Annotated in this window: 15 protein-coding genes; 11 read left to right on the top strand and 4 right to left on the bottom strand. The window is 72.5% G+C overall.

All coding sequences use genetic code 11. The features are described from left to right. Positions 1-169: 169 nt before the first annotated feature. From AAFN69_RS09775 to AAFN69_RS09755, 5 genes are all read left to right on the top strand, one after another. Positions 170-3070: a protein kinase gene (locus tag AAFN69_RS09775; RefSeq protein ID WP_347727955.1), complete on the top strand. Its 2901-nt coding sequence runs from the start codon at positions 170-172 to the stop codon at positions 3068-3070. 165 nt (positions 3071-3235) lie between these two features. After that, a complete protein-coding gene (locus AAFN69_RS09770) occupies positions 3236-4975 on the top strand; it encodes a serine/threonine-protein kinase (protein ID WP_347727954.1) in 1740 nt (579 codons plus the stop codon). Between the two features lie 106 nt (positions 4976-5081). Beyond that, the gene (locus AAFN69_RS09765; RefSeq protein ID WP_347727953.1) at positions 5082-6752 is read left to right on the top strand and encodes a protein kinase; all 1671 of its coding nucleotides are present in this window, start codon (positions 5082-5084) and stop codon (positions 6750-6752) included. 295 nt (positions 6753-7047) lie between these two features. Continuing rightward, positions 7048-8664, top strand: a complete 1617-nt coding sequence (locus AAFN69_RS09760; protein WP_347727952.1) for a succinic semialdehyde dehydrogenase — start codon at positions 7048-7050, stop codon at positions 8662-8664. Positions 8665-8740: 76 nt separating this feature from the next. Next, positions 8741-10624 carry a GMC family oxidoreductase gene (locus tag AAFN69_RS09755; RefSeq protein ID WP_347727951.1) on the top strand — a complete coding sequence of 628 codons (1884 nt, stop codon included), beginning with the start codon at positions 8741-8743 and terminating at the stop codon, positions 10622-10624. Between the two features lie 600 nt (positions 10625-11224). On the opposite strand, the gene AAFN69_RS09750 is transcribed toward AAFN69_RS09755, so the two are convergent. Further along, positions 11225-11578: a chorismate mutase gene (locus tag AAFN69_RS09750; RefSeq protein ID WP_347727950.1), complete on the bottom strand. Its 354-nt coding sequence runs from the start codon at positions 11576-11578 to the stop codon at positions 11225-11227. 302 nt (positions 11579-11880) lie between these two features. On the opposite strand from AAFN69_RS09750, the gene guaA reads away from it, so the two are divergent. Both guaA and AAFN69_RS09740 read left to right on the top strand, forming a co-directional pair. Next, complete coding sequence (gene guaA / locus AAFN69_RS09745; protein WP_347727949.1) at positions 11881-13467, top strand: glutamine-hydrolyzing GMP synthase; 1587 nt, start codon at positions 11881-11883, stop codon at positions 13465-13467. A gap of 223 nt (positions 13468-13690) precedes the next feature. Beyond that, the gene (locus tag AAFN69_RS09740; RefSeq protein ID WP_347727948.1) at positions 13691-14215 is read left to right on the top strand and encodes a DoxX family protein; all 525 of its coding nucleotides are present in this window, start codon (positions 13691-13693) and stop codon (positions 14213-14215) included. On the opposite strand, the gene AAFN69_RS09735 is transcribed toward AAFN69_RS09740, so the two are convergent. Both AAFN69_RS09735 and AAFN69_RS09730 read right to left on the bottom strand, forming a co-directional pair. Next, a complete protein-coding gene (locus AAFN69_RS09735; RefSeq protein WP_347727947.1) occupies positions 14122-14544 on the bottom strand; it encodes a hypothetical protein in 423 nt (140 codons plus the stop codon). The genes AAFN69_RS09740 and AAFN69_RS09735 overlap by 94 nt on opposite strands. Continuing rightward, positions 14531-15844 carry a PspC domain-containing protein gene (locus AAFN69_RS09730; protein WP_347727946.1) on the bottom strand — a complete coding sequence of 438 codons (1314 nt, stop codon included), beginning with the start codon at positions 15842-15844 and terminating at the stop codon, positions 14531-14533. Before AAFN69_RS09730 ends, AAFN69_RS09735 begins: the two co-directional genes overlap by 14 nt. A gap of 154 nt (positions 15845-15998) precedes the next feature. On the opposite strand from AAFN69_RS09730, the gene AAFN69_RS09725 reads away from it, so the two are divergent. The 3 genes from AAFN69_RS09725 (at position 15999) to AAFN69_RS09715 (ending at position 18644) form a co-directional block, all read left to right on the top strand. Further along, positions 15999-17297, top strand: a complete 1299-nt coding sequence (locus AAFN69_RS09725; RefSeq protein WP_347727945.1) for a PspC domain-containing protein — start codon at positions 15999-16001, stop codon at positions 17295-17297. Further along, positions 17294-17986 (top strand): response regulator transcription factor, encoded by a 693-nt coding sequence (locus tag AAFN69_RS09720; protein ID WP_347727944.1) that lies wholly within the window; start codon positions 17294-17296, stop codon positions 17984-17986. Before AAFN69_RS09725 ends, AAFN69_RS09720 begins: the two co-directional genes overlap by 4 nt. A 406-nt stretch (positions 17987-18392) precedes the next feature. Continuing rightward, on the top strand, positions 18393-18644 hold the full coding sequence (locus AAFN69_RS09715; RefSeq protein WP_347727943.1) for a DUF397 domain-containing protein: 252 nt from the start codon (positions 18393-18395) through the stop codon (positions 18642-18644). Between the two features lie 188 nt (positions 18645-18832). Here the strand turns inward: AAFN69_RS09715 and AAFN69_RS09710 are convergent, their stop codons facing one another. After that, positions 18833-19894: an NlpC/P60 family protein gene (locus tag AAFN69_RS09710; protein ID WP_347727942.1), complete on the bottom strand. Its 1062-nt coding sequence runs from the start codon at positions 19892-19894 to the stop codon at positions 18833-18835. A 210-nt stretch (positions 19895-20104) separates the two neighbouring features. Between AAFN69_RS09710 and AAFN69_RS09705 the strand changes: the two genes are divergently transcribed. Beyond that, complete coding sequence (locus AAFN69_RS09705) at positions 20105-20458, top strand: hypothetical protein (protein ID WP_347727941.1); 354 nt, start codon at positions 20105-20107, stop codon at positions 20456-20458. The last annotated feature ends 150 nt before the right edge of the window (positions 20459-20608 follow it).

The raw sequence follows: 20608 nt of genomic DNA, 5'->3' as shown, positions 1-20608 counted from the left end.
GTTCGCCGGAGGGCGTGCCGGTGAGCGGATGGCGTCCGTCCGCGGCCGTAGCGGGACCTTGAACAAATCTCATTGATGTGTATCGGTGGTGCCGGGGGATTCCCGGGTTCTCTCGCAGGGCACCACAGAACCGGCTGTTGAATGGGCAGCTCGCTGGAGGGGAGGCGACGTGGAGGACTATGCGGGAAGGGTGCTCGCCGACCGCTACCGTCTGCCGCTGCCACCTTCCGACGAGTACGAACTCGCCGACACGCGGGGCTTCGACACCTACAGCGGACAGGAAGTCCTGATCCGTCAGGTACCCCTGCCGGAGGTGGTGGAGGCCGAGGTCGTCGGCCCGGAGGGCCCGGCCGGATCCGCTTTCGCCCCCGGATTCACGGGAGCCCCGGGAATCCCCGGCAGGACCTTCCGCGGGCTCGGCGACCCGGCGGTGCTGCGGGCCGTCGAAGCGGCCCAGGCAGCCGCGCGGATCCCCGACCACCCCCGGCTCGACCAGGTCTTCGACGTCTTCGCCGAAGCCGGCTCGCTCTGGATCGTGAGCGAGCGCGTCGCCGCCCGCCCGCTCGCCGCCCTGCTGGCGGAGAAGCCCCTCTCGCCCTACCGGGCCGCCGAGGTCGCCTCCGATGTGCTGACCGCCCTCGATGTGCTGCACGCGCACGGCTGGACCCACCGCAACATCACCGCGCGCACGGTCCTGGTCTGCGACGACGGACGCGTCGTCCTCACCGGGCTGGCGTCCGGAGCCGCGGAGGAGGCCCTGTGCGGATACGCCCCGGTGCCCCGGGAGCTTCCCGAGGGCCACGACGGCGATGACCACGACGATCACGACGACGATCACCACGCCTCGGACGACGACCTCGCATACGACGACGTCGACCACGACCACGAGGACGAGCCCGAAGAGCCCGATGGGTACGGCGTTCGCAGCGCGCACGACGACACCGGCACCTTCGGCGGACCCGGTTCCGTGCAGCCGTACCCGAGCCCCCCGCCCCCGGCCGGTTTCCCGCCGGAGCCCGGGAGCGGCCTGCCGGACCTGCGCGCCGCCCGGTCCGGGGCGATCGCCGCATACCGCGCCGGGGCCCGTGCCGCCGCCCGGTCCGGCGAGGAACAGCGACAGGGCGGCCCGCCCGTCCAGTCCGGCGGCGACCGTGACTGGTGGGCACGTAAACCCGGTGATCCCGCCCAGGGCGGCACCCCCCATGACGACCCGGAGGACGACGGGGACGAGTACGACTCCGACGGCCCCGGCTATGTCCGGCTCGCCGGTAGCTGGCACGACGGTCCGCTCCCCGGGCAGGAGGGCCCCGGCTCCCTGCCCGCCGGCGGCGGACAGTTCGCCGGCGGGACCCCGGGCGGTCTCCCGCTGCCCGCCGGTTTCGGCCAGGCGACCGGAGAGCCGCGTCCGCTGCCCGCCGGTTTCAGCCAGGCCCCCGGCCCGGTCCGCCCCTTGCCCGCCGGTTTCAGCCAGGCTCCCGACGAGGCGGGGGAGCTGCCCGCCCTCGGCGGTTCCCAGCCCAATCCGCACCGGGACACCGACCCCTACGGCGTCCGGCAGTCACCCCCGGCGGGTGCCGGACGCGGCGGAGGCCCGGCCGGTGACCCCTACCGCGACCGGCCCGTCCTCCCGGCCGGCCGTTCCCGTACCGGCACCGCGCCCGTGCCCATGGCGGCGGCCGGGGGCTGGGACCGCGGCGGCGCGGGCCGCGAGGCGCTGCGGGCCGACGCCCAGCGCCTCCCCGGTCCCGCCGAGACGCCCGCCGACGGGCCCGCCGGACGGTGGGACGACGGAGGAGCGGGCGATCCGCCCGTCCACCGGGGCCCCGCCACACCGCTCGCCGCCGAGCGCGCCCGGCAGGCCCGGATAGCCGTCGTCGGCGCCGTCACCGAGCGCTGGGCACCGGAGCAGGCCGGTCCGGTCCATGAGAACTGGCAGCTCGCCGCGCCCGTCGGCCCCGCCACCGACCTCTGGGCGCTCGGCGCGCTGCTCTACCGCTCCGTCCAGGGCCACGCCCCCTACCCGGAGGAGAACGCCTCCGAGCTGGTCCAGCTCGTCTGCTCCGAGCCCCCCGCCTTCGCGGAGGAGTGCGGTCCGCTCCGCCCGGTCGTGGAATCGCTGCTGCGCCAGGACCCCACCGAGCGGCCGGACGTGGAGGAGCTGCGCGGCTGGCTGCGCTCACTGGTGCGGTCCGCGCCGGAGCCCGACGCGGGTGTGGAGGTCATAGCCCTGCCGCCCGGGGTGACCGAGGGCAGCAGGCTCCCCGTGGTGCGCCGCCGGGGCGAGCTGGTCCGCAGGCGCCGCCGGGGCTCGGCCGAGGTGGTGCACGGCCGCCACCGTCACAAGAAGCCCCGCAAGGAGCGGGGCCGTCCGCGCACCCTGGGCCGTACCCTCCTCCTTCTCATACTGCTGCTGGTGGTCGGGGCCATCGCCTACGCCATGGTGTTCATGCCGAAGACGGCGACCGGCGGGAAGACCGAGCCCCAGGGCGACACCGGCCCGCGCCCGGCCGCCTCGCAGACCCCCGGCCCGGAGCGGACCACCACCCCGTCGCCGACCGGCGGACCCGCCTCCGAGCGGCCCCGGACCTCCGCCCCCGCCGCGGACGCGCCCCCCGCGCCGGCCGGGTTCACCATCCGCGACGACACCGAGGGTTTCCGGGTCGCCGTCGAGAAGGGCTGGCGGCGCAGCCCCATCAATGACATCGGCCAGATCCGCTACAGCAACGGCGACTTCACCCTGATCGTCGTCCCCGGCCGCGACACCGTGAGCGCCAACGGCGACGACCCGCTCGTCTACCAGCGCGACAAGGAACGCGAGTTGCAGCCGTTCCGGGACTCCACCTGGGCCGAGGCCACCGGGCTCCGCCGGATAGAGGTCGGCCGGCGGGTGATGGCCGAGGGCCAGTACACCTGGCAGGACACCAACGGACGCCAGGTCTATGTCCGCAACCTGGCCCTGATAGTCGACGGCCGGTACCACGTCGTCCAGGTCATCGGCCCCGACGAGCAGCGGGACCGGGTGACGGCGGCGTACCGCGCCGCCGCCGACTCCTACCGGACCACCCGCTGACCGACGCCGAATCCCGGCTTTTCCCCCGGATCGCATGCCCGCGCCGGGCCGTCCCCCCGGCCGGATGTGCAAGGTGCGTCACAGTGCGGTCACTTGGGCCGGTCGCTGTTCCGCCGGTGTGATCGGTTTCCGTACGCTGGGGCACCTGAGACCGGGGCGGGGGACGTGGAGAATTCACAGAGCACGGGTACGGGTGCGGGGCTGCTGCTCGCGGGGCGGTACCGGCTGGGCGAGTCGATCGGCCGCGGCGGCATGGGCAAGGTGTGGCGGGCCCACGACGAACTGCTCCACCGCACCGTCGCCGTCAAGGAACTGACGGCCGGTATGTACGCGTCCGAGTCGGACCGGAGCGTACTCCACGCCCGTACGCAGAAAGAGGCGCGGGCGGCGGCCCGGATCAGCCACCCCGGTGTCGTCACCGTGCACGATGTCCTGGAACACGATGCCCGCCCGTGGATCGTCATGCAGTACGTCGACGGGCCCTCGCTCGCCGATGTCACCAAGGAGTCCGGCCGCATTCCGGCCGGGGACGCCGCCCGTATCGGTCTCGACGTCCTGCGCGCGCTGGGCGCCGCCCATGCCGCCGGAGTCCTGCACCGGGATGTGAAGCCGGCGAATGTCCTGCTCAGCAGGGACGGCCAGACCCTGATCACCGACTTCGGCATCGCGGCGATCGAGGGTGACGCCACCATCACCCGGACCGGCGAGATCGTCGGATCGATCGACTACCTCGCCCCCGAGCGGGTGCGCGGCGGTGACCCCGGGCCCGCGTCCGACCTCTGGTCGCTGGGCGCCACCCTCTACACGGCGGTGGAGGGCGAGTCGCCGTTCCGCCGTTCGTCACCGCTGTCGACCATGCAGGCGGTGGTCACCGACGAGCCCCGCCGGCCGGAGCATGCCGGGCCGCTCGCCGAAGTGATCATGGCTCTGCTGCGGAAGGATCCGGCCGCCCGTCTCTCCTCCGCGGAGGCCGAGCGAATACTTCAGGCGGTCACCGAGGGCCGTACGCACTCGCTTTCGCCGGCGCTGTCACCCACCCTGGTCGTCCCCGCCGAGCAGGGCATGGCGCAGTCCCCGCGGCCGTACGCCGGTGAGACCCGCCCCGCTCCGGCCCCGGCCGGCTCCCCGGCGGGCGGACCGGGATGGAGCGGTGGACCGGATTCCGCTGCCGCACGGCCGCGGCGCGGCGGGCGGCTGCGCACCGCCGCGCTGGTCGTGGTGGTGTCGGCCGTCGTCGGTCTGGGAGCCGGCTTCGCGGTCATGCAGTACGGGGACGGCTCGGACAACGGCGACGGCGACAACCCCAAGGCGCGTACCGCGATCCTCCCGGAGGCCCGGGTCGGCTCCCTCAAGCCGTCGGCCCCCACCGGCAAGAGCTCCGGCGCCGGGCCGGACCCGACCCCGCCGTCCGCCGCGCCGCCGTCCGGTTCCCCGGGTGCGTCGGACGAGGTGCCGGAGGGCTGGCAGCGGGTGCGGGACCCGGCCGGATTCAGCCTGCTCGTACCGGACGGCTGGACGCGCAAGATCGTGGTGGAGGGGCAGATCGACTATGTGCCGCCCGGCGGCGGTGGCCACCGCTTCCGGATCGGCATCGACGCCGCGCCCGATTTCGAGAACCCGTATCTCCATCTGCTGGGCATGGAAGAGGACATGAAGGTCCTGCGGCCCACCTATCAGCGGGTGACGCTGGAGGCCAATGTCTTCCGGGACCACCGGAAGTCGGCGCTGTGGGAGTTCACCTGGACCGAGGAGAAGACCTCCGCGGAGTGGCGTGCCATCGACCAGATGTACTTTGCCGATGACGGAACCGAGTACGCCTTCTACATGGCGGGTCCGGTGGCGAACTGGCCCGAGGTGCGGAAGCAGTTCGACACCATGCTGCGCAGCTGGCGGCAGACGGGCTGACGGTACGGGCCGGGGCACCCGCACACCGGCCCGAGTACGTTACGGGTGTGCATCCGGCGATCCGCCCCGGTGGCATGGGACACCAGACCTTGGCCAGGATGTGAGCATGACGAACAATCGGGGACAGGCGCACGAGCCCACCAGCTACCGGCTCAGGCCACCGGACGCCGCACAGACGGCGGCGGTGCCGGCCCCCGGTCCCGTACCGCTCGCGCCCGCGTCACCCGGTCCCGTACAGGACGGTCCCGTACCGCCCGCGCCCGAGACTCCTTCCGCCGGGCAGCCCGGGGCCGGACACCGGCTCGGCGGGCGCTACCGGCTCACCTCCCGGCTGGGGTACGGCGGCATGGGTACGGTCTGGCGCGCCCATGACGAGGTCGTCGACCGGGACGTCGCCGTCAAGGAGCCCCGGCTTCCGGACCAGCTGAGCGCGAAGGAGCGGGACAAGGCCCATCTGCGGATGCAGCGCGAGGCCCGCGCCGCCGCCCGGATCGACCACCCCTCCGTGGTGACCGTCCACGATGTGGTGATCGAGGACGGCAAGCCGTGGATCGTCATGGAGCTGGTACGGGGCCAGTCCCTCGCCGCCCGCCTCCAGGAGGGCACCCTCGATGTCCGCGAGGCGGCCGGAATAGGGCTCTCCGTACTCGGCGCGCTCCGGGCCGCCCATGAGGCCGGGGTGCTCCACCGCGATGTCAAACCCGACAATGTCCTGCTCGGCCCGGGCGGCCGGGTCGTCCTGACCGACTTCGGCATCGCCCAGGTCGAGGGCGAGCAGGGGCTCACCGAGACCGGCGGCTTCGTCGGTTCGCCGGAATTCATCGCCCCGGAGCGGGTGCTGGGGCAGCGGCCCGGTCCCGAGTCGGATCTGTGGTCGCTGGGTGTGGTGCTGTACGCGGCGGTGGAGGGGATGTCCCCCTACCGCAGGTCCAATGCCCCCGCGACCCTCCAGGCCGTGGTCTCCGCCGAACCGCAGATGCCCGCGCGGGGGTCGGGCGCCTTCGGCACACTGGTGATGCAACTGCTCCGCAAGGAACCGGCGATGCGGCCGGACGCGGGCGAGATCCGGCAGACGCTGGAGAGCGTGGCCCGGCCGCCCCTCACCGCCCCCGCCGCCGGAGGCACGGGGGAGCGCACGGGGAGCCGGTGGGTGCCCCCGGTGCTCCGGAGCGGCAGAGCGGCCCGGTACGGACTCGGCGCCGGTCTGCTCGCGGCAGCGGTCGCCGCGGCGCTGATCGTCGTGGACCCCTTCGGCCCCGGCGAAGGAGACATGCCCGAGGGGTGGGAGATCCGCTCCGACAGGGAGGTCGTCTCGGCGAATCTCGCCGTCCCCTCGGAGTATGAACGCGTCCAGGACACCGATGGTTCCGGCGTCACCTACGGGGATCCGAGCGGGGTGTTCCGGGTCCATCTGGAGCGGGTCGACACCGCCGAGGAGAAGGACGAACTCGCCCCGGTCCAGGACGCCTGGCGGGAGTTCTACGAGAGGGGCGGCGAGAACGGGACCGAGATCGAGGACCAGAGGGTGAGCATCCGAACCTCGTCCCAGCAGGGCGCGGACGCCTTCGACACCACCGTCGACTATGTCCCGTACAGCGCGGTCGGCGATGATCCGATCCGTCTCCGCTGGCAGGAGCGGATCGTCGGCAAGGGTGAGGGCGCGGGCGCGGTCTACTGGCGGCTGCGGGTCTCGGGACCGGCGGAGGGGTGGGCGGCCGAGCGCGGCGACGAGCTCTTCGAGCGGGTTGTCGCACACCTGGAGATCCAGGACCTCTGAGCCGGCATCCCGCGCGGCACGGCGGCACCGTCCTCAGGGGGCGTACGAGGAGACACCACGCTCCCCGCTCGGGCTTCGAGCGCCCCCGGCTCCGCCCTCACCGCATCGAGGCTCCTCTGGCCAGGGCTTCTGTGCCGGCACATACGGAGAAGCGCCGGCGCGGCCAGGGCGGGGCACCGGCTGTCGCGGCCGGTCGGCGGCGCGCGGCGGGACAGCCGCCGACGTGACGAAGCAGCCCCCGGAAAGTGTTACCCGCGGGTACCCAAAGCTCCGGCGGCGGCATACGCTCGGCCTCATGACGCACGCGAAGGCCCCCGTCACCAACCCTGTCACCAACCCCGCCGCCGTCGCACCGGCCGGCGCGCGCACCGCGGCGGATGTGGTCACCCCGGAAGTGATCGCCCAGCTCGTGCGCGGCGTCATCGGCTCCGGCCGCACCGCCGTCCACACCCCCCTCACCGGGGCGAAGCTGGCGGATCTGCCGGAGTCGTCCGCCGACGACGTCGCGGAGGCGTTCGCCCGCGCCCGCGCCGCACAGCCGGCCTGGGCCGCGACCCCCGTCCGCGCCCGCTCCGCCGTACTGCTGCGCTTCCACGATCTGCTCCTGGAACGGCAGGCCGAGATCCTCGACCTGATCCAGCTGGAGACCGGCAAGGCCCGGCTCCATGCCCATGAGGAGGTCCAGGCGGTCGCGGTCGCGGCCCGCCACTACGGCCGCGCGGCCGGCTCCTATCTGCGCCCCGGGCGGCATCTCGGCGTCATCCCCCTGCTCACCAAGGTCACCGAACTCCGCCAGCCGCGCGGTGTCGTCGGCCAGATCGCGCCCTGGAACTACCCGCTCGAACTCTCCGTGGGCGACGCCCTGCCCGCCTTCGCGGCGGGCAACGCCGTGGTCATGAAGCCCGACACCGAGACCGCGCTCACCGCGCTCTGGGCCCGGGATCTGCTGATCGAGGCGGGGCTGCCCGAGGCCGTCCTCCAGATCGTGATCGGCGAGGGCCCGGTGATCGGCCCCGAGGTCGTGAAACACGCCGACTACGTCTCCTTCACCGGCTCCACCCGCACCGGCCGCGAGGTCGCACAGGGCGCGGCGGCCCGGCTGATCGGCGTCTCCCTCGAACTCGGCGGCAAGAATCCGATGCTCGTGCTGCACGACGCGGACATCGACCTGGCGGCGGCCGGAGCGATCCGCTCCTGTTTCGCCTCGGCGGGGCAGCTCTGTGTCTCCATCGAGCGGCTCTATGTCCATGAGTCGATCGCCGACCGGTTCATCGAGCGGTTCGCCGAGCGCACCAGGGCGATGCGGCTGGGCGGATCCCTCGCGTACGGAGCCGATATGGGCTCCCTCGCGGGTGAGCGCCAGCTGGCGACCGTCACCCGCCATGTGAGCGAGGCCGTGGCCAAGGGCGCGACCGTCGTCGCGGGCGGCGCGGCGCGGCCCGACATCGGCCCGTTCTTCCACGAGCCGACCATTCTCGACGGTGTCGAGGAGCCGATGGCCGTCTGCACGGAGGAGACCTTCGGCCCGGTCGTCTCCGTCTACCGGTTCCGCGACGAGGACGAGGCGATCGAGCTGGCCAACGCCACGGCGTACGGGCTGAGCGCGGGCATCTGGTCGCGTGACGGCAGGCGGGCGCATGCCCTGGCCGCCCGGCTGCGGGCCGGCATGGTCACCATCAATGAGGGATACGCGGCCGGTTACGGCAGTGTGGCCGCCCCCATGGGCGGAATGAAGGAATCCGGCCTGGGGCGGCGCCATGGTGCCGAGGGGATTCTCAAGTACACCGAGGCGCAGACGATCGCCCGGCAGCGGCTGCTGCCCCTGGCGCCGTCGTTCGGGATGGACGACGAGGGGTACGCGGCCCTGATGAGCCGCTCGCTGAAGGTGCTGAAGGCCCTCCGCCTGCGCTGACGCCCGTCTCGGCCCCTCCGCGGGTTCCGTCGCTTCCGTCGTTTCCGTCGCTTTCACCGCGCATCCGAGGAGAGCCATGGCCGAGTTCCCCCCTGTCCCGAAGCCGGCCGATCCGGGGGCCGGCGCTCCCGGCGCCGCAGGAGGCCGTGACCACGACGATGACCACGATCACGACTACGACGATGACCACGACTACGACTACGACTACGACGTGATCGTCATCGGGTCGGGTTTTGGCGGCTCGGTCGCGGCGCTCAGGCTCACCGAGAAGGGATACCGGGTGGGCGTCCTGGAGGCGGGCCGCCGCTTCACCCGCGAGACGCTGCCGAAGAACTCCTGGGACCTGCGGAATTTCCTCTGGGCGCCCGCGCTCGGCCTCTTCGGCATCCAGCGGATCCATCTGCTGGGCAAGGTGATGGTGCTGGCCGGGGCCGGGGTGGGCGGAGGTTCGCTGAACTACGCCAACACCCTCTATGTGCCCCCGCCCGCCTTCTTCCTGGACCCGCAGTGGAAGGACATCACCGACTGGCGGGCGGAGCTGAAGCCGTACTACGACCAGGCCCAGCGGATGCTCGGCGTCCGGCTCAATCCGACCATGACCCCGTCCGATGTCCATCTGAAGGCCGCGGCGGAGGCCATGGGCGTCGGCGACACCTTCCACCGGGCCCCGGTGGGAGTGTTCTTCGGCGACGGCGAGGACGCCGACGGCTCCGTACGGGCGGCTCCCGGCCGGCAGGCCGAGGACCCCTATTTCGGCGGTACGGGACCCTCCCGCCGGGCCTGCCGGGAGTGCGGCGAGTGCATGACCGGCTGCCGGCACGGCGCCAAGAACACCCTCAACGAGAACTATCTCCATCTCGCCGAGCGGGCGGGCGCCGAGGTCCACCCGATGACCACGGCGGTCACCCTCACCGAGGACTCCCGGGGCGGCCTCGCCGTCGGCACGCTGCCCAGCGACAACCGGCGCAAGGGCGCGGCGCGTACGTTCACGGCCGCGCGGGTGGTGGTCGCGGCGGGCACCTACGGCACCCAGACCCTGCTGCACCGGATGAGGGACGGCGGCCTGCTGCCGCGCATCCCGGCCCGGCTCGGCGAACTGACCCGTACCAACTCCGAGGCCCTGGTCGGCGCGCAGACCGACGACCGGCGCTACCGCGCGCGGCACGGCGCGGCACGGGTCGACTTCACCCGGGGAGTGGCCATCACCTCCTCCATCCACCCGGACGCCCACACCCATATCGAGCCCGTCCGATACGGCCGGGGCTCCAACGCCATGGGCGGGCTGACCATCCTTCAGGTGCCGTACCGGCCCGGGGCCCGGGTGGCGGGATGGCTCGGCAACATGGCCAGGCATCCGGTCCGGGCGGCCCGCTCGCTCTCAGCGCGGCGCTGGTCGGAGCGGACCATCATCGGGCTGGTCATGCAGTCCCTGGACAACTCCCTGACCACCTACCGCAAGCCGAAGGGGCTGGGGAAGGGCCTGCTCACGGCCCGGCAGGGGCACGGCACGCCCAATCCCGACCAGATTCCGGAGGCCACCCGGGCGGCGTCCCTGCTCGCCGAGGAGATCAACGGTTTCGCGGGATCCAACATCGGTGAACTGATGGGCACTCCGCTGACCGCGCACTTCCTGGGCGGCTGCCCGATCGGGGCCACGGCGGAATCGGGGGTGATCGATCCGTATCAGCGGCTCTTCGGTCACCCGGGCATCTCGGTGGTGGACGGCGCCTCGGTCACGGCGAACCTCGGGGTGAACCCGGCGCTGACGATCACCGCGCAGGCGGAGCGGGCCATGGCGCTCTGGCCGAACAAGGGGGACCCGGATCCGCGTCCCGCGCAGGGCGCGCGATACGAGCGGGTGGCGCCGGTACGGCCGCGGGCGCCGGTGGTGCCCGAGGGGGCGTACGGGGAGCTGCGGCTGCCGTTCCTGGGGATGCCGGTGGTGCCGCCCCGGCCGTGAGGAGCACGGGGGGCCGGTGACGCGCGGACGGCGTGCGGCCGGCTGTCGTGTCCGGTGGGTGGTCGTGTGCGGTCCGGCCGCGGGGCGGGGCGGCGGGCAGCGCACCGGGTGGTGCGGGGGCGGAGCAAGGGCCCCGGAGGACGGTGTCCGCGGGGCCCTTGTCGGTCGGCACCGGCGTCAGGGCGGCCGCGGTGCCGAGAGCGGCGCCGGGGGGTGCGCCGCGGGGAAAGGTCTCTGTCCGTCCGGCGCGCGGGGGCGCTCGGAGGGGTTGCGCAGAAGAGACTGCGCTTCATTTGGCATCGTCCTGTACGGAGTGCGGCTTGCGCAACCGTTTGGACCGGATTGCGGTCGGTTCCGGGCGTCCCCGGAACCGACCGCTTCGGGGTGACCGGGCTGCTGTCCCCTGCCGACCGGTCACCCGCGCTGGTGCGAGGTCCCACGACGCACCTGAGTGCGTCACACGCTCCAGCGGAGCCACGCGTGGTTTCCTTCGGAGCCCGCCCCTGGCTGACACGGACATGGGGACCAACGAAGCCATGGCGCCCGTGGTCACGCTCCGTATGGGTGAGAGTGAGCTCGAACGCGGATTCGCCGCCGGTCTCAGACGCGGCCCCGGCACAGCTCCAGCACGGTCATGGCGAGGGAGGTGCCCGGCTTTCCCAGCGCCGCGCGGAAGTGGGCGAGCACCTCCATCTCGCGGGAGAGGTTCACCCGCCGGCCGCCGGAGGCGATACGGGCGTCCTGGATGACCGCGGAGACGGCCATCCGCTCCTGGACGAGGCCGATGATCCGGTCGTCGAGCGCGTCGATCCGGTCTCGTGCCCCCGCGATCAGGCTCGCGGCCTCGTCGGTGTGGGCCCCCGTCCGCTCGGACTCGGTCATTCCGGCGGATGTGCGGGCCGGGCCCGCGGCGGGGGCGGTCGTGGTGCCGGTGATCATGCCGGTGGTGGTCATCTCTGGGTCTCCTCGGGGCGGTCGGGCCCCGGAGCGGCACGGCCCGGAAACAGCAGAACGCCCCGGGCCTTGTCGGCCCGGGGCGCCTGGGAAGTCGCTTGTCAGTGGCTCAAGCAGCACGACCATGGCACCGGACGGGCCGGGTGCCATAGGTAAAGAGGAAGGTCAGCTGCTTGGGCATGGGCACAGTATGGACCGGGGGAGCGCACCGGGCCAAAGCCGGGTTCGGATGGTGAGACGGCGACGACTCCCACAGCCCCGGTAGAATCGGAAGAACCGAACCCCCCGCCGGAAGGCCGCCAGTGTCATCAGCGTCTCCCGCTGCCGCGCCCGATGTCGTACTCGTAGTCGACTTCGGCGCGCAGTACGCCCAGCTCATCGCCCGCCGCGTCCGTGAGGCACGGGTCTACAGCGAGATCGTCCCGTCCTCGATGCCCGTGGCCGAGATGCTGGCCAAGAACCCCAAGGCGATCATTCTCTCCGGTGGCCCCTCCTCCGTCTACGCCGAGGGCGCACCGCGCCTGGACCGCGAGATCTTCGAGGCCGGAGTGCCCGTTTTCGGCATGTGCTACGGCTTCCAGCTGATGGCGACGACACTCGGCGGCACCGTCGACAACTCGGGGGCGCGCGAGTACGGACGCACGCCCCTGCATGTCTCCAAGTCGGGCTCCACCCTCTTCGAGGGCACTCCTGACGAGCAGCCGGTGTGGATGTCGCACGGCGACGCCTGCTCCGCCGCGCCGGAGGGCTTCAACGTCACCGCCTCCACGGATGTCGTGCCGGTCGCCGCCTTCGAGAACGACGAGAAGAAGCTCTACGGGGTGCAGTACCACCCCGAGGTGATGCATTCCACTCACGGCCAGCAGGTGCTGGAGCACTTCCTCTACCGGGGTGCCGGCATCGAGCCGACCTGGACCACCGGCAATGTCATCGACGAGCAGGTCACCGCGATCCGCGCCCAGGTCGGCACCAAGCGGGCGATCTGCGGCCTCTCCGGAGGAGTCGACTCGGCCGTTGCCGCCGCGCTCGTCCAGAAGGCCATCGGCTCCCAGCTCACCTGCGTCTACGTCGACCACGGGCTGATGCGCAAGGGCGAGACCGAGCAGGTCGAGAAGGACTTCGTGGCCGCCACGGGCGTACAGCTCAAGGTGGTCGACGCCCAGGAGCGGTTCCTGGCCGCGCTCGCCGGGGTCTCCGACCCCGAGGAGAAGCGGAAGATCATCGGACGCGAGTTCATCCGGGTCTTCGAGCAGGCTCAGGCGGAGATCGTGGCCGAGGGCGCCGCCGACGGCGAAGAGGTCGCCTTCCTGGTCCAGGGCACCCTCTACCCGGATGTGGTGGAGTCCGGCGGCGGCACCGGCACCGCCAACATCAAGTCTCACCACAATGTGGGCGGACTGCCCGAGGACCTGGAGTTCAAGCTGGTGGAGCCGCTTCGGCAGCTCTTCAAGGACGAGGTCCGGATGGTCGGCCAGGAGCTGGGCCTGCCGGAGGAGATCGTCCAGCGCCAGCCCTTCCCGGGCCCCGGTCTGGGGATCCGCATCGTCGGCGAGGTCACCAAGGACCGGCTCGACCTGCTGCGCGAGGCCGACGCCATCGCCCGCGAGGAGCTGACCGCCGCCGGTCTCGACCGGGAGATCTGGCAGTGCCCGGTCGTCCTGCTGGCCGATGTCCGCAGCGTGGGTGTCCAGGGCGACGGCCGCACCTACGGTCACCCGATCGTGCTGCGCCCCGTCTCCTCCGAGGACGCGATGACGGCCGACTGGACCCGGATGCCGTACGACGTGCTCGCGCGGATCTCGACCCGGATCACCAACGAGGTCGCGGATGTGAACCGCGTGGTGCTGGACGTGACCAGCAAGCCGCCGGGCACCATCGAGTGGGAGTAGTCCCCACCGCTGTTCCCGGCCCCTGACGGGCCGGAGCCGATGCCGCCGCTCACGCACCGAGCGGCGGCATCGGCGTATCCGCCGGGCCGCTCGACGAGCGGGCCGCCCGTGCGCGTTTCCGTCGGGCGCTCGACCCGTGGTCGAGTGCGAACACTTCGGGTGAGCCTTCCGGCGCCGATGTACGTAGTGTCGGTTGACGGGTCAACTGAAGGCGGGAAGAGCCATGACAGACACACACCGGACCAGCCCCGGCCGCACCTCCTCCGGCGGAACGGGCGGCGGGGGCCTGCGGGCCCGCGCCCGCGAGCACGCCCTGCTGCCGCTGCGGATTTTCCTCGGCGTCACTTTCATCTACGCGGGCCTGGACAAGCTGACGGACAGCCAGTTCATGGCGAACAGCGGGATCGGCTCCATCGGCGATCTGATGCGCGGCGTGCGGAACACCTCGGCCGTCCCGTGGCTGGTCGATCTCGCCCTGGAGAACCCCGTGGGCTTCGGCTATGCCATCGCCCTGGGTGAGCTCGCCGTCGGCATCGGCGCGCTGATCGGTCTGCTCACCCGGATCGCCGCCCTGGGCGGAGCGCTGATCTCGCTGAGTCTGTGGCTCACGGTCAGCTGGCGGACCGAGCCCTACTACTACGGCAACGATCTCGTCTACCTCATGGCCTGGCTCCCGCTGGTGCTGGCCGGGGCCGCCACACTCTCCGCCGACGCGCTGCTCGCGGCACGCCGCCGCCGCGCGGTGTAGTGCCACGCGCCCGCCCCTCCCGCGAGGAACAGCCCGCCGAGGACCAGCGGGACCATGGCATACCAGGGGGTCCGCCAGGACCCCGCCGCGTCGCCCGCGTAGACGAGTGTCGCGGCGATGGCGGTCAGCCCGGCGATGAGCCTGCCCGGCAGGAACTCGTGCGCGACCCGCCGGCCGGGCCGCCGTTCCCCGGTCCGGAGCCGTACCGCCGCCCGGACCCCACCGCCGGCGCCGGGACGCGACCCGCCGAGCCCGGGGAAACGATTGCCCTCCGGCTCGTCGGGCCGCCGGCCCCCGGACTCCCCGGGCTCGTACTCATGACGCCGCACGGGTGACCTCCACCTGTCCTATGCCGACATCGAGCCGGAGCACCAAGGTCCCCGACGGCTCGGCTCCCGGGGGAGCGGGGAGGGTCTTCTTCCGCTCCTTGCCGGGGGAGATGTCGATGTCGTTGGGCTTGTCACCCGGCAGCTTGATGTCTCCCAGATCCGCGGTGACCCGCAGCTGCACCCGGGTGTCCTCGGGTATCAGGACCTTCAGCCGACCCGCTCTGACCTCCGCCCGGGTCGAGACGGTCTCGCCCGCCGGGGCCTTGAGATCCGACAGATCGAGCGTGCCGATCCCTGTCTCCAGCTCATACCCCGGCTTGACGGCGGCGACCGAGGCGGGCTTCCACTCCTTGCGGACCCACTCCGTGCTGATGTCCTTGGGCAGGGCCGCCGACACGGCCAGCAGAGCCGCGGTGACCACCGTCAGCAGCATCGTGCCGAATCCGGTGCGGCCCAGGATCGAGCTGATCATCAGACCGAGGCCGAACACCCCCAGCGCACAGGCGAGGGCGATCTGGAGACTGGTGCCGAGCGGGCTGTTCTCCCAGCTCAGCCGGGCACCGAGATAACCCGCCCCCAGGGCCAGGAAGAATATGCCGCCGCCGATGGCGGGAGGATCCACCCGCCGGGAGGGAGCCGGGGTGGAGCCGTCCCCGCGGCCCCGCGCGTCCGGCCCCAGCGCGGACTCCGGACCCCACAGATATCCGGTCGCCCCGACCCCCGCGGGGGTCTCCTTGACGATGGGGTCCCGCCACCACGACGGGCTCTCCGGGGCCGGCGGTGCCTTGGTCTCCGGCGGGGCATCCGCCACGGCATGGGCCACCGCCGGGTCGAGCGGACCGCTCTCCGGGATGGTGCGGCGCCGCTGTGACCACACGGCGGCCCCGGACGTCGTCAGCGCCAGCAGCGCGGCGAAGGTGAGCATCCCGCCATTGCCCAGCATCGTCAGAAACAGCCCGCAGCCGATGAGCGCGAGAAAGACCGCCGTGAGCGCGGCCCCCTCGACCCGGCCCGACAGCAGCCGGCGGCCCTCGTTCTCCTCCTCGTCCTCCAGGGGGATCAGGAGCCAGGCGAATCCGTAGAAGATCAGGCCGATGCCACCGGTCACCGCGAGCACACCGGTCACTATCCGGAAGATCACCGGATCTATGTCGAAATACCGGCCGAGCCCACCGCAGACACCGGCCAGAACCTTCTGGCGGGGCGTACGTCGCAGTGGGCGTGTCCCTGGCTGAACGCCCGGCTGCCCGTCGGGGGATCCGTCCGGTACCGCCCGGTGCGGAGTGGTCGGCTGTTTCATACAGCCATGGTGACTGCCGCAGGGCGCGGATGGCACCGGGGTCCACCCTGGCCCGTCCCTGATATCCGCCCGCCCGATACCCGGTTCGCGATCAGGGTCGCGTCAGGGGTGGTCCCCGATACCGCCGCCCGCGCGGGCGTGTGACGATCGAGTCATGCCCGTCGCCACGCCCCGACCCGCCACATCCTCCCGCGCCGCGGCGCCGGAGGACGCATCACTGCGCAAGCTCTACCGCAGTGCCGACGGCCGTCTCCTCGGCGGTGTGGCCCGCGGCCTGGCCGGCCATCTCGGCCTGCCCGTCATCTGGGTCCGGCTGATCTTCTTCGGCCTCTTCATGGCCGATGGCCTCGGCGCTCTGCTGTACGCGGTCTTCTGGGTCGTCGTCCCGCTCGGCGTCGGCGGCAGGACCGCCGAACCGCGCTCGCTCTTCGAGGTCACCGGCGACGGCCGGCGCCGCCTCCGCAAGCCCGACAAGGGCCAGCTCTTCGCGATGTTCGCGCTGGTCATCGGCGCCGCGATCTTCATAGGGAGCATCGAGACCCAGAGCGCCACCAACCGCTATGTCTGGCCGACCCTGCTGATCGGCGCGGGTGTGGTGCTGGTGTGGCGGCAGGCGGACAATGCCCGCCGTGCCCGCTGGAGCGAGGCGAACTCCCGCCGCAGGCGGCTGTTCCAGATAGCCCGCGGGCTCGCCGGAGCCGCCCTGGTCGGGATGGGCCTGACCGTCTTCGTGGTGGTGCGCGGCTCCGCCGCCCAGCTGGGCAATGTCCTCACCGGCGCGATCGCCGTCATCGCCGGTATCGGCCTGCTCGCCGGACCCTGGCTGGTCCGGATGACCCAGGACCTCTCCGAGGAGCGCACCATGCGCATCCGGGCCCAGGAGCGGGCCGAGGTCGCCGCCCATGTCCATGACTCCGTTCTGCACACCCTGACCCTGATACAGCGCAATGCCGACGACCCGGGCGAGGTCCGCCGCCTCGCCCGGGCCCAGGAGCGCGAGCTGCGGCACTGGCTCTACAAACCGGAGGGCACCGGCAAGGACGAGGACGAGGAACCCGACACCCTCGCCGACGCCGTCAAGAAGGCCGCCGCCGAGGTCGAGGACAAGCACGGTGTCCCCCTGGAGGTCGTGGTGGTGGGGGACTGCCCGCTCGACGACGGACTGACCGCACAGATACAGGCCGCGCGTGAGGCGATGGTGAACGCCGCCAAGTACGGTGGCCAGGGCGGCGCGGTCCAGGTTTTCGCCGAGGTCGACGGCCGTACGGTCTATGTGTCCGTACGGGACCGGGGGCCCGGGTTCGACCTGGATTCCGTGCCGGACGACAGGATGGGCGTCAGGGAGTCGATCATCGGCCGTATGCAGCGCAACGGCGGGACGGCTCGGCTCCGCCCGGCTCCCGGTGGGGGGACGGAAGTGGAGCTGGAGATGGAGAGGGCGGCGGACGAATGACGACCGAGGCAGAGGCCGGGGGAGTGGCACGCCGGGTGCGGGTCGTGCTCGTGGACGACCACCGGATGTTCCGGACCGGTGTACAGGCGGAGATCGGGGAGACCGAGCGCACGGGTGTGGAGGTCGTCGGTGAGGCGGCCGATGTCGACCAGGCGATCACCGTGATCACCGCGACCCGCCCGGAGGTCGTCCTGCTGGACGTCCATCTGCCCGGCGGCGGCGGTGTGGAGGTGCTGCGCCGCTGTGCGTCGCTGATGACCGCGCCGGAGGATCCCGTGCGGTTCCTGGCGCTCTCGGTCTCGGACGCCGCCGAGGATGTGATCGGGGTGATCCGCGGCGGTGCGCGCGGTTATGTCACCAAGACGATCACCGGCAAGGATCTGGTCGACTCGGTCTTCCGGGTCCAGGAGGGCGATGCGGTGTTCTCGCCGCGGCTCGCCGGATTCGTCCTCGACGCCTTTGCCTCCACGGACGCGCCCCCGGTGGACGAGGACCTGGACCGTCTCACTCAGCGCGAGCGGGAGGTGCTGCGGCTGATCGCGCGGGGCTATGCCTACAAGGAGATCGCGAAGCAGCTCTTCATCTCGGTGAAGACGGTGGAGTCCCATGTCTCCGCCGTACTGCGCAAGCTCCAGCTCTCCAACCGGCATGAGCTCACCCGCTGGGCGACCGCCCGCCGGCTGGTGTGACACTCCGCCGGTGACCCGGTGACCCGGTGACCCGGTGACCCGGTGACCCGGTGACCCGGTGACCCGGTGACCCGGTGACCGCCGGGGTGCCGGCCCGGACCGGGGCCGGGCTCGGCGGTGGCGGGCGGCGGATCGCGCGCCGCCGGTCTCCCGCGACCCGGGGCGACGGGGTGAATCCGGCCAGTCACCGCGCCACGGTGCGGGGCCGGGGGGATTCCCGGGAGTCCATGGCTCCACAGGCGGCGCGGGGGCGTGGAGCCCGCTCGTGGCAGGGTGGCCCGTCGGCCTTCTTGAGCCCGGTCCGGGGGAACCGGGTGCGGTGGCGCGGCGGCGTTGGAATGATCCACCGGGAGGCGGCCGGCACCGAGAAGCCGGCGCGATTCATCGAGTGGATGGTGGCTGAGCTATGAGTGGGGAACTGGTCCGATTCACGTCCGGTACCGGCGGCACCGGGGACAGCACGTGCACCGAGGCGGCCCACGAGTGGCACAAGTCCAGCTACAGCGCCAGCGGCGCCGGACAGTGCGTGGAGGTCGCCCTCCACCCCAGGACCGTCCGGGTCCGCGATTCCAAGAGCGTTCCCGGCCCCGAGGTCGGCGTGGGCCCCGGGGCATGGACGGTGTTCGTCGGCTACGCGGCCCGGCGGGCGCACGGGTAGCCGTCCGGCGCCGGGAGCCAACCTGCGGGACCCGCGCCCCGGGACACTCCGGTCCGGGAAGCACACCGCCGCGCCCCGGGTCCCCGTACCGCGCCCCGGCCGTATCCGCGCCGGACCCGTACCCGGCCCGCGCCGCGATCCCGGTCGGGTGGTCCGAATCGGTCCGGCGCCCGGCTCGGCGCGCGCGGTCATACCGGGCGGGTCGCGCCCGCGAACGGCATCTCGTCGATCGGCGCGATCCGGATGGGCACCCCGGGGCGCGGGGCGTGGATCATCTTGCCGTCGCCGATGTACAGGCCGACATGGGTGATGCCCGGATAGAAGAAGACCAGGTCACCGGGGGCGAGCGCGGAGCGTTCGATGCGCCGGCCGGAGTCGATCTGGGTATAGGTGGTGCGGGGCAGCGAGACCCCGGCCGCCCGCCAGGCGGCCTGGGTCAGCCCGGAGCAGTCGTAGGCGCCGGGGCCGGTCGCGCCCCAGACATACGGTTTGCCGAGAGCGCCGTACGCATGGGCGACGGCCCGCGCGGCGCGCGGGTTGGGCGCGGGTGTCCCGGGCGCGGCCGGGTCGGGCGGGGTGTTGTACACGGCGCGCTGCGCCGGGGTCAGCCGCCCCACCAGCTGCTCGGCGCGGGCGAGCTTCCGACGCACCGCCGACCTCTGGCGCGCCAGCTCACGCCGTTCGGCTTCGAGCTCGACGAGGCGGTGACCGGCCTCCGCCCTGATCCGGCCGGCCTCCGACAGCCCCTGCCGCACCTCGCGCACGGCGGCGGCCTGCCGGTCGCCCACGCGTTCGGCGAGGGAGGCCCGCGCCAGATACTCATCGGGATCGGAGGTCAGCGCGAGCCGCACACCGGGGTCGATGCCTCCTGCGCGGTACTGGGCGGTGGCGATCGAGCCCAGGGCGTTGCGGGTGGAGTTGAGCCGGTCCATGCCGCGCGCGGCCTCGTCGCGCAGCCGGTTGAGCGAGACCTGGGCTCGCGCGGTGCGCTCCCGGGCACTGTTGTAGCGCTGGGTGGCCGCCCCGGCCTCCTGGTACAGCCGGTCCGCCTCGGCCCTGATCTGCGCGGGGGTGAGCGCGGGCTCGGCGTGCCCCGTACCGCTGAAAGCGGTCGCGGTCGCCGCCCCGGCGAGTGCGAGGGATCCGGCGGTACGGGCCGCCGATCCGCCGAAGAGGTACTGCCGGGGTTTCCGGTGCTTGCGGTGTACGGCCACGAGGGCGTCCACGTCCTTCCGCCTTGCCTGCGCCATGCCATGGGTCGAATCTCAACAGGACGCTAGGCCTGGAGGTCACGGGAGGGCGGCGAAAGGACCAAAGGTGGTCGAAGTTGCCGTATTCGCTCCGTTCCTGCCGGTGGGAGGGCCGGAACAGACGTCATCCGCACACGCCGGTGACCGATGTGCCTGGTGAGGCTCACCTGGCTTGAGGGCGGTGACATCCGGCGGTCTAGGCTCCGCGACATGGACGTACTCATCAATATTGTTGTCGCACTGCACATCATCGGTATCGCCTCGCTGCTGGGCGGCTTCCTCACCCAGATGAAGGCGATGGCCGCCGGAACGGCGCGCTTCACCCCGGCGATGCTGCACGGCGCGCTGACGATGCTGATCACGGGCGTGGCGCTGGTGGGGCTGAATCAGGCCGACGGTCAGACGGTCAACAACATCAAGATCGGCATCAAGCTCGCCCTGCTCGTGGTGATCCTCGGCCTGGTGTACGTCAAGCGCGACGAGGAGACGGTGGAGAAGGGACTGCTTGCCGCGGTCGGCGGCCTGACCGTCGTGAACATCTTCATCGCCACCGTCTGGGTCTGAGCCGGCCCGGCCCGGTCCGCGGATCCGGTGGCGATGGCGGTGACGGTGACGGAGCGCGCCCGGCCGGCGACCGCACGGTGCCCGAGCTGAGACCGCACCGGGCGCGACGGGCGACCGCACCGCGTCCCGCCGGGCCCGTCGGTGATCCCC

Source organism: Streptomyces sp. CAU 1734 (genome assembly GCF_039888735.1).
Lineage (GTDB): Bacteria > Actinomycetota > Actinomycetes > Streptomycetales > Streptomycetaceae > Streptomyces.
The sequence above is the reverse complement of the archived record's forward strand: the minus strand, read 5'-3'. Positions and strand labels throughout refer to the sequence as shown.